Genomic DNA, 14,730 nt, shown 5'->3' on the forward strand with positions numbered 1-14,730 from the left:
ATAAACCCCCAACAAAACGGCAGTAACCCACGCGCATGGCTCCACGCTTACGATCGTCAAGGGGTTATGCGCCGATATACCGCCCGGCAGATTCACCGTGCTGGCCGGGCCGAATGGCAGCGGCAAATCCACGCTTCTGCGCGGGCTTTCGGGGATGTCGAGGCCGGTTTCGGGACAGGTCACGCTAGAGGGCCGCCCTTTGTCCGACTGGGGGCCGCGGGCCAGGGCGCGGCGGATCGGTCTGCTGCCACAAGCCCCGCGGGCACCCGAGGGGCTGCGGGTCCGCGATCTGGTCGCCCATGGCCGCCACCCCCATCGCGGCCTGCTGTCGCGCTGGTCGGCCGCCGATCACGCCGCCTGCATGCGCGCGCTGGCGCGGACGGGCATGGCGGATCTGGCCGATGCGCCGCTGGATGCCCTGTCGGGCGGGCAGCGCCAGCGGGCCTGGATCGCCATGGCGCTGGCACAAGAAAGCGACATCCTGCTTCTGGACGAGCCGACTTCTTTTCTGGACCTGTCCCATCAACTGGAGATTCTGCGCCTGATCGGCGATCTGGTCGCGGCGGGGCGCACGGTGGTCGCGATCCTGCACGACCTGAACCAGGCGGCGCGCCATGCCGATCATGTCATCGTGCTGCAATCCGGGCGCGTCGTGGCTTGCGGTCCACCGGAACAGGCTTTGTCGCCCGATATACTGGCGCGGGTCTTCGGCGTCGAGGCCACGGTGCTGCGCGACCCGGCCAGCGGCCGCCCGGTATTCATCCCGCGCCTGCCGACGTGATCGCGGCGCCCCTGGCCTGTCTTTGCGCGGCCGGCGGCACCCAGCCCCTGGTCCAGTAAGCGGCGGCATGGAATTCCCCCGCGCCAAGGCCGGCCTCTTTCGCCCAAAGGCGGGCGGCCTCGGCCTCGGCGCGTTCACCCGCGAAGAAAAGAAAGCGGCCGCTTTCCGGCGGCGACAGCCCGGCCAGCAGATCGGGAAGGGTTCTGCCCTTTTCGCGCGTGACCCAGCGCAGCACCATGCCGGCGGGGATCTCGACCTGCTGGCTGTCGGCAGGATCTGAAATCAGGATCCGAACCTCGCCCTTGGCGTCGGGCGATGCGGCCTCGATGGCGCGCATGATCACGGGAAGCGCGGTCTCATCCCCGATGATCCCCATCCAATCCGCCTGCTTCACGCCTCGCCCGCCGGGGCCGGTCAGCATGACCCGCGCGCCCGGGGCGACCGCGTCGCACCATTCCGAAACCCGCCCCCCTTCATGCAGGAATATGTCGAAATCCAGCCAATCGCCCCCGGCCCCGACCCGGCGCACGGTGTAAGGCGGGCGGTGCCATGCGTCGATGCCGCCGGGCCAGTCGATCCCTTCGCCCCGGGCGGTGGGCCAGGCCGCGCCCTCAGGTCCCAGCAACAGCCGGAAATGCAGGCCGCCCTTGGTGAATGCCGTGAAATCCCCGGCCAGCCGAACCCGACAAAAGGAAGGCGAGATGCGGGTTTTCCCGACCAGGCTGGCGGTCATCAGACGGCTTTTCGGGGCGGCATTCGTGGGGGCGCGGCGCCAGTCGGGCGCGGGAAAACCGTTCTGCATCGCAAAGCCGTCGATGGCGTCGCGCAATGTCAGCAGCCCCTGATCGCTTTCGGCGGAGAGCGCCAGCTCGACCCCTCCGGCCATCGGACGCGCGATGATGCTGCCGTCGGCGGCCTGGACCTCGGCGCCGCCCTCTTCCCGCGTGACATGGGCGCCCAAGGCATCCGCCCGCTCGCATAACAGCGGAATGCCGATATCGGCGGGAATTCGAAACAAGGCAACAAGCTGGGACATGGCCAATCCAGGTTGGTCGCTTACAGGGGGCGGGGCGACAGGCATATCCTGTGACAAGCCCGGCAACAGTTCAAGCCGGGCATTTCCGCGACCCATCCAGATCGCGGCCGAGGCCCCGGATCGCCGCATGAAGACCCGGCCCGCCGATCCGCGCCCAGGCATGGCGCGAACCCCTTGCCGTCATGACCGGGATGCAAGGGCGCCGATGGACAAAGCGGGCCGCGATCCGGCTAAAATCATGGGATGATCAAGGCTTTCCCAAGAATTCAAAGGATATTGATCGCCGCATTCATATGCAATGGCTTGCGCTGAAGCGACGCGCCTCGTGAATACGGTCCGCCCAAGCCCCCTGCAATCGTTGGAAGTGCTGGAGCCGGATCACGCCTTACATGCGTCAGACGATCAGGACGGCCCCGGCCAGGATCGAAAAGGCAAGAACGGCCGATCTTAGACCCGCCGCCGGGACATGGGCATGGGCATGGCGCGACAGGGCGCTGCCCAGCAGCACAGCCGGAACCAGCGTCGCGGCGGCCAGCAGATGATCGCGCGAGACCCTGCCGCCAAGGGCCAGCACGACAAGCGAAAGGACCTCTCCGATCAGGAAGCAGGCCGCGACCGTCGCGCGCAGTCGGGGGCCGGGGGCATGCTGGTAAAGCAGCGCCAGCGGCGGGCCGCCGATCCCGGTCGCGGTCTCGCTGATGCCGGTGAACAGGCCCACGCCGATGGACGTGCCCCGGCGCGGCGCGAAGGGGGGCGCGAAAAGCGCGACCAGCGCGGCAAGGATGGTGAACAGCCCGACCGCGATCTCCATCTGCCGCAGGCTGAGCGCCAGCAGCAGCGCCAGCCCCGCGAATGTGCCCGCGAAACGGCCAAGCGTGATCCAGCCGGTGCCCGGCCAGTCGATCGCCCCCCGCTCACGCAAGGCCACATGGGCATTGAGCGGCAGCATCAGGATCAGCAGCGTGACCGGCAGATAGCCCGGCGCGGCCAGCGCAAAGACCGGCGCCACGATCAGCGCAAAGCCGATCCCCACCGTGCCCTGCACCAGCGCGGCCAGCGCCGCCACCGCCCAGAGCGGCCCCAGAAGCGACAGCGTCACGCCCGCCCCCCCAGCACGCTGTCGGCGGCGGGATGGATGCGCGTGATCGGGGCGGCGGCGATGGCCGGGGCGGCCCGTTCGCGGATTTCCCGCATCAGCGCGCGGGCATCCCAGTCGACCGGCCAGCCATGCAGCAGCCGCAGCCGGCCATCGGTGAAAACCGCGTCGATCTGGTCGCGGTTGCCATAGCGGACCAGTTCCCATGTCAGGTCGTGCGAGGGGGTGAATTCCGGCCGGTCCAGATCGACCAGCAGGAAATCGGCGGCCAGCCCCGGCGCGATCCGCCCCGTCACCGCGCCCAGCCCGGCGGCATCGGCGGCCATGCGCGTCGCGGCCTCCAGCCAAAGCCGGCCGCCGCCGCATGAGCCGTCGCCCGAAGCCAGGCCATGGCCCGCGCGCTGCATCGTCTCGCCCGCGTCCATCAGCCGGAACCCGTCGGCGCGCGTCCCGCCCGTGCCCAGCCCGAAGCGGATGCCAAGCGCCTGCATCTGCAAGGCCGGGGCGATGGCATTGCCCTTCCTGACCGAAGCGACGGGGTTGTAGGCGACCGCCGTGCCGCTGTCGCGCAGAAGGTTCAACTCCGAGGGCGTGATCAGCGTCGAATGGGCGATCAGGGTCTGCGGCCCCAGCGCGCCGATATGGGCCAGATGTTCCAGCGCGCGCTCGACCGCGACCAGATGTTCGTTCACATGGGTCTGGAAGGTCACGCCCGCCTCGGCCGCCATGTCCGAGATGCGCCGGAGCATCCAGTCCGAGCCCGCCTCGGGGGTCGAGATCGCCAGCGAGGGGCGGATCAGCCGGTCGCCCGCGAAGGCGGCCAGATGCGCCCCGGCGATGCGCAGGATCGCGTCGCGATCTGGGCACAGCGCGGCACCGCCCAGATCGTTGCAGATCTGCGCGACCACCAGCCGCAGCCCGGTCTCGCGCGCGGCATCGACCAGCCGGCCGGTATGACCCGCCGAGCGCGTCCCGGCATCGACGGCGGCCGTGAACCCGCCGCGCAGGCATTCCAGCGCCGCCAGCTTCGCCGAGAGATAGACCATATGTTCGTCAAGACTGCCTTCGAGCGGCACCCAGATGCGACGGAAAATCTCGGATGGCTCGCCGAAGACCAGCGACTTGCCCAGCGATTGGGTCAGATGGGTATGCGTGTCGATGAAGCCCGGCATCAGCAGATGGCCCCGCAGATCGACGCGGCGCGCCCGCGGGTGCCGACCGGCCAGCGCGGCGGGATTGTCGATCCCGGCGAAGATGCCGTCGCGGACCAGGACCGCCATCCCCGCCACGGGGCCGTTGTCCAGGAAAAGGCGGCCGGGGGCCAGGATCAGCGGGCCGCCGCCGGCCGTCAGGGCTTCGCGAAGGCCGGTCATGCCCGGACTCCGGCGGGCTCGTATCGGGGGGCGGCAACCGGCTGTGTGGTCGGGATCGGCGTCATGTTCGGGCTCCGGCGGTCTTGTCCTATCGGTGAAAGGGGGCATGCCCCCTGCGCTTAGTCCAGTTTCACGGCCCCCGGCGCAATGGCGGCAAGGGGCGCTGGGTCGATGAAGGACCGGACCGTCTCGACCGTCGGCAGATCGCCCTGGATCACCCCTTTCGACAGGATCCATTCGGCCTCGCCATGCAGAAGCTCGGCCAGATCGGCACCCAGCCTGATATCGAAAGAACTGTCGGCCCAAAGACTGTCAAGGGCCTCGCGCGCAACGATGCCCTGCATGACGGCGGCGGTGGCATCCATCGCGGCGCCGGGATCGGCGGCGACATCGGCATTCGCCCGGACCAGCGCGCCCAGGAAGGTCCGCATCGCCGCCAGCTTCCCGTCGCCGATGCCGGAATTCACCGCCAGGATGTAATGGGTCCGATAGCCCGGTGCGCGCCATTCCCGGTAATCACCGCCAAGCGCCGCCGCCGCCGGGCCGTAATAGGTGATCGCATCCACGTCGCCGCGCGCCAGCGCCACCACCAGATCCGAGGCCGCCGCATTCACGATCTCGGCCTGGACATCGCCGGAGGCCAGCACCTGCGAAAGATAGTAGTCGGTATTGGTGCCGATGGAGGTGCCGATCCGCTTGCCCGCCAGATCCCCCGGCGCCGAAAGCGGCGCGCCCTTGGTGATGATGCGCATCCCCTCATAGCGGGTCAGGTCGGCGATGACGGAAAAGGGCTGGCCGGTCAGGATGCCGGTGGCGGCGGGGAATTCGGCCATGAAGGCCACGTCCGCCTGCCCGCCGACCAGCGCCTCGAATGCCTCGCGCCAGGAAACGAAGGGGATCATCCGCACGTTCAGCCCGGCCTCGTCGCAATAGCCCTTGGCCATGGCGATATCGACCTGCGGCATCGACCTGCGGCGTCGAGGGGTTCGGGCTCCAGGCGCAGGTGATGTCCTCGGCCAGCGCCGGCAGCGGCAGCAGCGCCGCGACCACGGCGAGGGATTTCAGGATATGCATGATGGGCCTCGTTCAATGGGAGGGGTGCAGAAGCGCGATGATCTCGTCGCGGGTTTCCAGAAGATGGGCATTGCCGCGGTTCAGCTTGCGCGGGCGCGGCGTGGTCAGCGGATAATGCCTGATGATCCGCCCCGGCCCCGAGGACATGGGCTGGATGTCGTCGGTCAGGATCAGCGCCTCGTCCACGTCATGGGTGACGAAAAGCACGGTGGCCCTGTGCTTTTCCCAGATGCCAAGCCGCAGATCGTGCATGACCAGCCGGGTCTGCGCGTCCAACGCGCCGAAGGCGCTCGTCCATCAGCATGACCTGCGGCCCGAAGGCGAAGGTGCGGGCGATGGCGACGCGCTGCTTCATCCCGCCCGAAAGCTCCTGCGGGTATTTCTGCGCGTGCTTTTCCAGCCCGACCTCGGCGATGGCGGCGCGGGCGCGGTCCATCCCTTCGGATTTCGACAGCTTCAGCCGCTTCAGCCCGAAGCGCACGTTGTCGAGCGCGGTGAACCAGGGAAACAGCGCGTATTGCTGAAAGATCACGCCCACCTTGTCCGACGGGCCGGTGATCGGCGGGCCGTCGATGGCGATGCGCCCGCTGGTCAGCGGAACGAAGCCCGCCACCGCGTTCATCAGCGTGGATTCGCAGCAGCCCGATGGGCCGATCAGCGCGGTGAAGCTGCCGGGCTTCAGTTCCAGCGTGGTGGGGGCCAGCGCGAGCATCGGGCCGCCGCGCAGGTTGAAGGTGATCGAGGCTTCCTCGATGCGGGCATGGCCGCGGGTCTGCTGCGGTGCCATGGCGTTCACCCCTGCTGCCAGTGGACGAGGCGTTGCCCGATGCGCTGGACGATCACATCCATCACCGCGCCAAGAATGCCCAGAATGATGAGAAGCGAGAACATCCGGTCGGTGCGGATATATTGCCGCGCCTCTTGCAGGCGATAGCCGATCCCCGAGGAAGCCCCCGACAGTTCCGCCACCACCAGGCTGAGAAAGGCCAGCGCCACGCCCAGCCGCACGCCGGCAAGGATATAGGGCGCGGCCGCCGGAACGATCACGGTCAGGGATTCGCGCATCCGCGACACCCCGAGCGAGCGCGAGGCGCGCAGAGGGGACATATTGCATCCCGTGATGGGTGTTGAACCAGACGATGGCCAGCGGCACCAGCGCGATGGCCGGGATCGGCCGCAGAAGCGTCAGGGCCGGGGCCAGCAGCACCTGCATCACCTCGATCCGCCCGGTCGCAGCCCGACCAGCACGCCAAGGCTGGCGCCGATGGCAAAGACGATGGCAAAGACGATGGCAAAGACGATGGCCGCGCGCGACAGCGACACGCCAAGGTCAAGCACAAGCGTGCCCTTGCCCGCCATCTCGGCCGTCGCGGACCAGACCGCCGCGGGCGAGGGCAGGATCGCCGGCGGCGCGATATGCAGCGCGGCGAAAAGCGACCAGACCATCAGGACGAAAAGGATGGAGACCGCCGCCCCCGACTGGCGGACAAGCCTCCACAGGGTATTGCGGGGCCAGGCCATCATGCCCTCTCCGCCGGTCGTGCCGTGCCCGCATCCGGGCTTCGGACGCAGGGTCCGACGGGTTTGGTGAATGCTCCGCGCATGTTCGATTTCCATGTTAAAACGTTTTAATTCAGATAACACTTTGCCGTTAAACAGAAAAAACGTTTTGCTGACTGGACGTGTCTTTCTTTCGGCTTTCATGGACTGCCCAGCGATCATGCAGATTAGGTGGTGCCCGTGATGAATGAGGTGCCCCAGACCCCGCTCAGGCGGCCAACCATCATCGACGTGGCGCGGCTGGCCGGGGTCTCGCCGGCCACGGTCTCCAATGCGCTCAGCGGGAAAAGACGGGTCGAGCCCGCCACCCGCGAACGGATCGAACAGGCGATTCGCGACCTCGGCTATCGACCGAACACGGCGGCGCAAAGCATCCGCACCGGCAGGACCAACCTGATCGCGGTGGTCTCATCCATGCCGGTGACGATCTCGGGCGGCGCTTCGCGGCAGGGCTTCTTCATGGAAATCGCCTCGGCCGCCGCCACCTTCGCGCTGGAGCACGATCTTTCGCTGGTTCTGGTGCCGCCGGCGGCGCGGCCCGAACAGGCGCTGGCGCATGTCGCGGTCGATGGCGCGCTTATCCTTGAACCGCAGCGAGAGGATGCCTTCCTGGCGGCCCTTCGCGCGCGGGGGGTGCCCGTCATCTGCATCGGGCAAAGCTTCGATCCCGCGCTTCCTTATGTGGATCTGGACTATCGCCGGATCGCGCGGCTGCTGATCGACCATCTTTTCGCGCGCGGCGCGCGGCGTTTCCCGCTGATCGTCGGCGCCGAACACCGCATGTCCCATGCCGTGATGCGCGAGATCTATGAGCAGCGCGCGGCCGAGCGCGGCATGACCCCGCATGTCATCCACATCGAAGAGGCGTGCGGCGAGGACGGGGGGTATCACGCCGCCCACCGGGCGATGCGGCTGGACCCGGATCTGGACGCCGTGCTCGTGCCGGTCGATACCTTCGCCACGGGCGCCATGCGCGGCCTGCGCGAACTGGGCAAAAGGGTGCCCGATGACGTGATGGTCGCGACGCGATACGATGGCTGGCGGGCCCGGATGGAAAAGCCCCCCCTGACGGCCATCGACCCGCACCTGGACGAAATCGCCGATATCGCCACCCGCTGGCTGGCAAGCCTGATCGGCGGCACCGGCGGCCAGCCGCCCACCGTGGCGGCCTCGCCGCCCGAGTTGATCCCCAGGGCGTCGACCCGGGCAAGCGAAGGCTAAGGCGCGACGGGTATTCACCGAAAGCCGCGCGCCCCTGCCGCCGATCATGGCCAGCCACAGGGCCGCCGAGGCTGGGCGCTTCATCCTGCCGGCGCATGGCCCCGGCTGATTCCAGCGGCTGAACCCTCTTGCGGGGTCCCATCCTCTTGGCGCGTCGCAATCCGGGTCCCGTTTGTTTCCACCACTCGCCGCGCGCATGCCTGAACGTTTCGCGCGGGCGGAAATTTGCAACAAAAGGTTTCCCGCACCCGCTCAGCAACAATTCATTACAAATCTCTGCGTGCGCCGGGGCACGAGTGCGGCATCATGGCATCGGATGGCAACAGGCTGCGACCCGAGGACAAGCGACAGAACACCGACAATGACCAGCAAGCCCCCTTCCGAAGCCCGGCGGCGCATGGTGCCGTGTCATGCCACCCTTGCCGGGCGGTCGGGTCGGACGGTCTTGCAGCGGAGGGGAGGGGACGGATGACGCTGGACCAGCACGACGACTGGCTGACACGGCTGTTGGGAGCCACGGTCTGGTTCGTCATGTCCCTTGCCCTGAGCGTCGAAGTCTGCGCGCTGATCGGCTGGGGCTTCGGACATGCCGAGCGCGGCGCCTGGATCGGCGCCCTGCTGAACGGATCGTTCTGGATTTGGGTGCTTTGGAACAGCGCGGCCGAGCGGAAATAAGACCTCTCGCCGCGCAGCGACATGTGGCAGACTGAACCATGCCGTCTGCTTTCGACCAAGGATGACCTTATGACCTATCGACCGCTTCTTTGGCTGGCCCGGCTGGGCATCGCCCTGACCGCCCTTTCCGTCGCGGGACAGGCCGTCGCGCAGCAGGCCCCCGCGTCTGGATCGACGCAGGCCGGATCGACGCAGGCCGGGCCGAAGCAGGTCGGGGTGGTCGCGATCAAGGCCGAATCCGTGCCGCTGGTCAGCACCCTGCCCGGCCGGGCCGTCGCGCGGGATTCGGTGGACATTCGCCCGCGCGTCGACGGCTTCGTGACCGGGGTGCTTTACAAACCCGGTCATACGATCAAGGTGGGCGAGCCGATGTTCCAGATCGACCCGACCACCTATGAGGCTGCTGTCGAAGAGGCGCGCGCCAATCTCGCCTCGGCCAAAGCCGCCGTGCCGCAGGCCGAGGCGGCCTATGAACGCTCGCGCAAGTTGCAGGGATCCGGCTCTACCCAGGCGACCCTGGAAGAGGCGCAGGCCACGATGGAACAGGCGCGCGCCGCCGTCAGCGCGGCCGAGGCGGCCCTGCGCACGGCCGAGGCGGAACTGTCCTGGACCACCATCACCAGTCCGCTGGAGGGGCTGCCCTCGGTCGCCGACGTCTCGCCGGGCGACCTGGTGACCTCGGGCCAAAGCGATGCGCTGGCGACGGTCACCCAACTGGATCCGATCGACGTGGACATGTATGAGCCATCGGCGCGGCTGCAACGGATGCGCGAGCGGGTGGATTCCGGCGAAATCCAGCGCAGCCAGTCGCTGAACGCCCAGTTGACGCTGGAAAACGGCGTGACCTATGCCGCCACCGGAGAGATGGTCGCGCCGGGCTATACCATCTCGACCTCGACCGGGGCCATCGACTTCCGCTTTCGCTTCGACAACCCCGAACATCGCATCCTGCCCGGCATGTTCGTGCGCGGCAGGATCGAGATAGGCCGGATCCAGGCGTTCCTGGTGCCGCAGATGGCCGCGACGCGCGGCCGCGACGGCACGCTTTCGGCCTGGGTGGCCGAGGACGGCAAGGCGGTGAAGCGCGCCCTGACCGAGGAGGGCGTGCATCAGAACAGCTGGATCGTCACCGCCGGGCTGAAAGAGGGCGAGCAGTTGATCGTGAACGGCTCGACCGGCCTGACCGAGGGCGCCAGCGTCACGCCGGCCGCGGTCGAGATCGACGAAAACGGCGTGGTTCGCGACCTGCCGGCGAAGCAGGCGGAGTGATCCGGCATGGCACGCTTTTTCATCCACCGCCCGGTCTTTGCCTGGGTTCTGGCCATCATTACCATGCTGGCCGGGGTCTATGGCCTGTCCAGCCTGCCCATCGCGCAATATCCCGACATCGCGCCGACCACGGTGCGCATCAGCGCGACCTATACCGGCGCCTCGCCCGACATCGTGGAAAACTCGGTGACCACGGTCATCGAGGACGGGATGACCGGCCTTGACGGGCTGACCTATATGACCTCGACCTCATCACAGGGGTCAAGCACGATCCAACTGACCTTCGACGACAGCGTGGATGCCGACATCGCCCAGGTGCAGGTGCAGAACAAGCTGCAACTGGTGGCATCGCAACTGCCCGACGCCGTGCAAAGCACGGGCGTTTCGGTCACGCGCTCGACCTCATCGATCCTGCTGGTGGGGGCGCTGACCTCGACCGATGGCAGCTACAATTCGCTGGAACTGGGCGATCTGGTGGCGCAGGTGATCGAGGATCCGGTCAAGCGCACCGTCGGGGTCGGGTCGGTGCAAACCTTCAGTTCAGGCTATGCGATGCGCATCTGGCTGGACCCGGACAGGATGCTGCAATACGCGGTCACGCCCTCGGACGTGGTTTCGGCGGTCAGCGAGCAGAACACCAACGTCACCGTGGGCAGCCTTGGCAGCCAGCCGACGGTCAAGGGCCAGCAGTTGAACGTGGCGCTTTCGGCGCAGTCGCAGCTGACCTCGGTGCGCGAGTTCGAGCGTATCCTGCTGCGCACCGACAGCGACGGCGCCACCGTCTTTCTGGGCGATGTGGCCCGTATCGAGATCGGGCAAGAGGATTACGGCAGTTCCTCGCGCTATAACGGCCACCCGGCGGCGGGCTTCGGCGTGAACCTGGCCACCGGCGCGAATGCGGTGGACACGGCCGCGGCGGTGCGCGACGTGCTGGCGGGGCTGCAATCCTCGCTGCCGGCGGGCGTCAAGATCGTCTATCCCTACGATACCTCACCCTTTGTCGAGGAATCCATCAACCAAGTCTATCACACGCTGATCGAGGCGGTGGCGCTGGTCTTCCTGGTGATCCTGGTCTTTCTGCAAAGCTGGCGGGCGACGCTGATCCCGACCCTGGCGATCCCGGTAGTGCTTTTGGGCACTTTCGGCGTGCTGTCCTTTTTCGACATGTCCATCAACACGCTGACCATGTTCGCCATGGTGCTGGCCATCGGCCTTTTGGTCGACGACGCCATCGTCGTGGTCGAGAACGTCGAGCGGGTGATGGAGGAAGAAGGCATCGGCCCGGTCGAGGCGACCGAAAAGAGCATGGACGAGATTTCCTCGGCGCTGGTCGGCATCGTGCTGGTCCTGTCGGCGGTGTTTTTGCCGATGGCCTTCATGTCCGGCTCGACCGGGGTGATCTATCGGCAATTCTCGGTCACCATCATCTCGGCCATGGTGCTGTCGCTGGCGGTGGCGCTGATCCTGACGCCGGCCATGTGCGCCACGCTGCTGAGGCCGCGCGTCCATGGCGGCGGCATCGCGCCCGCGCGCTGGTTCAACCGCAACCTGGACCGGGCCACGAACGGCTATGCCGGGGCGGTGGGCGCCTTTGTGCGCCGGCCCTTCCGCTTTCTGGTCGTGCTGCTGGCCTTCGGCGCCGGGGCATACATGCTATACCAGAAGCTGCCCGGCTCGTTCCTGCCGTCCGAGGACCAGGGCGTGCTGATGGTCATGGTCGAGACCCCCGAGGGCTCGACCGCCGCCCGCACCCAGGCACTGGTCGAGGAGATCGAGCAATATGTGCTGACCGAGGAAACCGACACCGCCGAAAGCGTCTTCGCCGCGCTTGGCTTCGGCTTCGGCGGCACCGGACAGCGCAATGCGATGGTCTTCGTCAAGCTGAAGGATTTCGACCAGCGCCAGGGCCTGGACGCCGCCTCGATGGCGACGCGGGGCAACATGCGCTTCATGTCTAGCCGCAACGGGCGGGTCTTCTTCATGCAGCCGCCCGCGATCCAGGGCATGGGCAATACCGCCGGCTTCACCATGCAGTTGATCGACCAGGCGGGCAATGGACAGGCGGCTCTGGCAAGCGCGGCCGACGAACTGGTCAAGAAGGCCACGGCGGACGGCCGCGTCACCAGCCTGAAAGGCAACGAGGCCGCGTTCGAGACCTCGCGCAGGATCGACATCGACCAGCAGAAGGCGACCGCCTATGGGCTGACCATCTCGGATCTGAACGAGACGCTCTCCATCATCTTCGCCAGTTCGAACGTGAACGATTTCTCGCTGGGGTCCGAACTGCGCCCCGTGATCGTCCAGGGCGCGGCCGAGGCGCGGATGCAGCCCGACGACATCGAGAAATGGTATGTCAAGAACAGCGACGACGAGATGGTGTCCTTCGCCGCCTTCACCAGCCAGGCATGGGCCGAACAGGCGCAGAGCCTGGCGCGCTATGGCGGCACGCGCTCGATGGAAATCTCGGGCGCGGCGGCGCAGGGCGTCTCGTCCGGGACCGCGATGGATGTGATGCAGGAACTGGTCGCGGGCATGGATGGCGGCTATGGCACCGCCTGGACGGGGCTGTCCTATCAGGAACGGCTGTCGGGCAACCAGGCGCCGATGCTGTTCGCGCTGTCGGCTTTGGTGGTGTTCCTGGCGCTGGCGGCGCTTTACGAAAGCTGGTCGGTGCCGCTGTCGGTGATGATGACGGTGCCCATCGGCATCGTCGGCGCCATGGCGGCGGCGCTGGTCTTCGACCAGTCGAACGATGTCTATTTCAAGGTCGGCCTGCTGACGACGATCGGGCTTGCCGCGCGCAACGCCATCCTGATCGTGGAGTTCGCCGAAATGCTGCACCGCCAGGGCAAGCCCCTGCTGGAAGCGGCGGTCACGGCCTCGCGCATGAGGCTGCGGCCCATCCTGATGACGACGCTGGCCTTCATGCTGGGCGTGCTGCCTTTGGCGCTGGCCAGCGGCGCGGGCGCGGCCGCGCAGCAATCCATCGGCATCGGCGTGCTGGGGGGCATCGCGGCATCCGCCGTGGTCGGCATCTTCCTGGTCGCCGTCTTCTATGTCGCGGTGCTTCGGACCGTGCAATATTTCACCAGCAAGAGAGCCAAGACGTGATTTCCCCCATTCGCTTTTTCGGCCCGGCGCTGCTGCTTATGGCGGCGGGCTGCGCGGCGGTCGGACCCGATCCAGACGCACGCCCCGCGATCCCCCTGCCCGCCACATTCGACGCGGGCGGGACGGCACCGGCCGGCAAGGTCGCCAATCGCGCCTTCTGGGCCGAATACCGCGATCCGGCGCTGAACGAGTTGATCGCGCGCGGCCTGAAGCAGAACCTGGACGAAGCCGCCGCGCGCGAACGTATCCGCGCGGCCGCCGCCGATCTGCGCGGCACGGGGGCGCTTGCGGCCCAGACCTCCGGCACGGCCGATGCGACGCGCGAACGCGGCTCGACCTCGGGCGGGCAGGTGCAGAACGTCAACACCTCCAGTCTCAGCGCGGCTTTCGTCTTCGACCTGTTCGGCGGCGCCCGGCGCGAAAGGCAAGGCGCGGCGGCCAGCCTTGAGGCCGCCAAGGCGGATCTGGGCACGGCGCGGCTGGCCTGGATCGCCGAGCTGATCGACGCCTATAGCGACGCGCGCTATTACCAGCAGGCTTTGGCGCTGACCCGGCAGACGGTCTCAAGCCGCGAGGAAACCGTCCGCATCACCCGCGAGCAGCGCGAGTTCGGCGTGGTCAGCGAATTCGACCTGGCCCAGGCCCAGGCGCTTCTGGCCGCCGCGCGGGCCGATATACCGGGCTATCAGGCGCAGTTCGACGCCGAACTGTTCAGCATCGCGACGCTGCTCAATGAACCGGCCGCCTCGGTGCGGGCGTTGATGCGGCGCGGCTCGGGCCAGCCCCGCATTCCCGGCAGCGCCCGCGCCGGCGTGCCGGCGGATCTGCTGCGCAACCGGCCCGATGTGCGGTCGGCCGAATACGACCTGGCCGCGGCGCTGGCGGCCGTGGGCGTGGCGACGGCCGATCTGCTGCCCTCGCTGACGCTGACGGGTTCGGTCAGCGAAAGCGGCGGGGCCAAGACCTGGGGCTTCGGCCCGGCGATCTCGTTTCCCGTGCTGAACCAGAGCGCGCTGCAAGCCACCCGCGCGCGCCGCATCGCCGAGGCGCGCGAGGCCGAGATCGACTGGCGCGCCAGCGTATCGCAGGCGGTCGAGGACGTGCAGGTCGCGCAATCCAACCTGCGCCGTTACCGCCAGCAGACAACGGCGCTGGACAGTGCCGCGACCGCTTACGACCGCGCCTATCGGCTGGCCCGGACAAGCTTTGCCGAGGGCGAACTGGCGCTGCTGGATCTGCTGGATTCCGACCGCTCGACGGCCAGCGCCCGGCTTTCGGCCGCATCGGCCCGCAATCAGGCGGCCAAGGAATGGGCCGCGTTGCAGATCGCGACGGGCGCGGGCGCGGGCGAGGTGGTGCTGGTCGGCAAGTAAGGCCCCGTTCGGCAAGCAAGGCCCCGGTCGCCTGCGCGACCGGGGCCGAAATGGCCGGCTTGTGGAAATCCAGCCCGATGAAGGTGCCATCTCAAGGCTTGGCCCAGCCAATCTGGCGCGATCCTTAAGCGGCGGAATACCGGGCAAGAAAGGGGCGGTCG

General features: G+C 67.8%; 14 protein-coding genes. 6 read left to right on the forward strand and 8 right to left on the reverse strand.

All coding sequences use genetic code 11. The features are described 5' to 3' along the window. Positions 1-52: 52 nt before the first annotated feature. Entirely contained in the window at positions 53-781 is a 729-nt protein-coding gene (locus QM682_RS13600; RefSeq protein ID WP_415130748.1) for an ABC transporter ATP-binding protein, read from the forward strand. Here QM682_RS13600 and QM682_RS13605 read toward each other — a convergent pair. From QM682_RS13605 to QM682_RS13640, 8 genes are all read right to left on the reverse strand, one after another. Beyond that, entirely contained in the window at positions 759-1,817 is a 1,059-nt protein-coding gene (locus tag QM682_RS13605) for a siderophore-interacting protein (protein WP_415130630.1), read from the reverse strand. The two genes, QM682_RS13600 and QM682_RS13605, sit on opposite strands and share 23 nt — an antisense overlap. 394 nt (positions 1,818-2,211) lie before the next feature. After that, positions 2,212-2,916, reverse strand: a complete 705-nt coding sequence (locus QM682_RS13610; RefSeq protein ID WP_415130632.1) for a sulfite exporter TauE/SafE family protein — start codon at positions 2,914-2,916, stop codon at positions 2,212-2,214. Further along, positions 2,913-4,286 carry an amidohydrolase family protein gene (locus QM682_RS13615; RefSeq protein WP_415130634.1) on the reverse strand — a complete coding sequence of 458 codons (1,374 nt, stop codon included), beginning with the start codon at positions 4,284-4,286 and terminating at the stop codon, positions 2,913-2,915. The genes QM682_RS13610 and QM682_RS13615 overlap by 4 nt, the downstream gene beginning before the upstream one ends. Before the next feature lie 119 nt (positions 4,287-4,405). Further along, positions 4,406-5,251 carry an ABC transporter substrate-binding protein gene (locus tag QM682_RS13620; protein WP_415130636.1) on the reverse strand — a complete coding sequence of 282 codons (846 nt, stop codon included), beginning with the start codon at positions 5,249-5,251 and terminating at the stop codon, positions 4,406-4,408. A gap of 121 nt (positions 5,252-5,372) precedes the next feature. Beyond that, positions 5,373-5,567 carry a hypothetical protein gene (locus QM682_RS13625; RefSeq protein WP_415130638.1) on the reverse strand — a complete coding sequence of 65 codons (195 nt, stop codon included), beginning with the start codon at positions 5,565-5,567 and terminating at the stop codon, positions 5,373-5,375. After that, the gene (locus QM682_RS13630) at positions 5,548-6,147 is read right to left on the reverse strand and encodes an ABC transporter ATP-binding protein (protein ID WP_415130640.1); all 600 of its coding nucleotides are present in this window, start codon (positions 6,145-6,147) and stop codon (positions 5,548-5,550) included. The genes QM682_RS13625 and QM682_RS13630 overlap by 20 nt, the downstream gene beginning before the upstream one ends. 5 nt (positions 6,148-6,152) lie before the next feature. Next, positions 6,153-6,467: an ABC transporter permease gene (locus QM682_RS13635; RefSeq protein WP_415130642.1), complete on the reverse strand. Its 315-nt coding sequence runs from the start codon at positions 6,465-6,467 to the stop codon at positions 6,153-6,155. 105 nt (positions 6,468-6,572) lie between these two features. Continuing rightward, positions 6,573-6,884: a hypothetical protein gene (locus tag QM682_RS13640; RefSeq protein WP_415130644.1), complete on the reverse strand. Its 312-nt coding sequence runs from the start codon at positions 6,882-6,884 to the stop codon at positions 6,573-6,575. A 219-nt stretch (positions 6,885-7,103) separates the two neighbouring features. Between QM682_RS13640 and QM682_RS13645 the strand changes: the two genes are divergently transcribed. The 5 genes from QM682_RS13645 to QM682_RS13665 all read left to right on the forward strand — a co-directional run bounded on the left by QM682_RS13645 (position 7,104) and on the right by QM682_RS13665 (position 14,569). Beyond that, positions 7,104-8,141: a LacI family DNA-binding transcriptional regulator gene (locus QM682_RS13645; protein WP_415130646.1), complete on the forward strand. Its 1,038-nt coding sequence runs from the start codon at positions 7,104-7,106 to the stop codon at positions 8,139-8,141. Positions 8,142-8,609: 468 nt separating this feature from the next. Beyond that, positions 8,610-8,816 (forward strand): hypothetical protein, encoded by a 207-nt coding sequence (locus tag QM682_RS13650; protein ID WP_415130648.1) that lies wholly within the window; start codon positions 8,610-8,612, stop codon positions 8,814-8,816. A 69-nt stretch (positions 8,817-8,885) separates the two neighbouring features. Next, a complete protein-coding gene (locus tag QM682_RS13655) occupies positions 8,886-10,085 on the forward strand; it encodes an efflux RND transporter periplasmic adaptor subunit (RefSeq protein ID WP_415130650.1) in 1,200 nt (399 codons plus the stop codon). A 6-nt stretch (positions 10,086-10,091) separates the two neighbouring features. Then, positions 10,092-13,196 carry an efflux RND transporter permease subunit gene (locus tag QM682_RS13660; RefSeq protein WP_415130652.1) on the forward strand — a complete coding sequence of 1,035 codons (3,105 nt, stop codon included), beginning with the start codon at positions 10,092-10,094 and terminating at the stop codon, positions 13,194-13,196. Beyond that, positions 13,193-14,569, forward strand: coding sequence for an efflux transporter outer membrane subunit (locus tag QM682_RS13665; protein ID WP_415130654.1), 1,377 nt, complete (start codon positions 13,193-13,195; stop codon positions 14,567-14,569). The genes QM682_RS13660 and QM682_RS13665 overlap by 4 nt, the downstream gene beginning before the upstream one ends. Positions 14,570-14,730 lie beyond the last annotated feature (161 nt).

It is taken from the genome of Paracoccus sp. (in: a-proteobacteria) (assembly GCF_047605025.1).
Classification (GTDB): Bacteria; Pseudomonadota; Alphaproteobacteria; order Rhodobacterales; family Rhodobacteraceae; genus Paracoccus.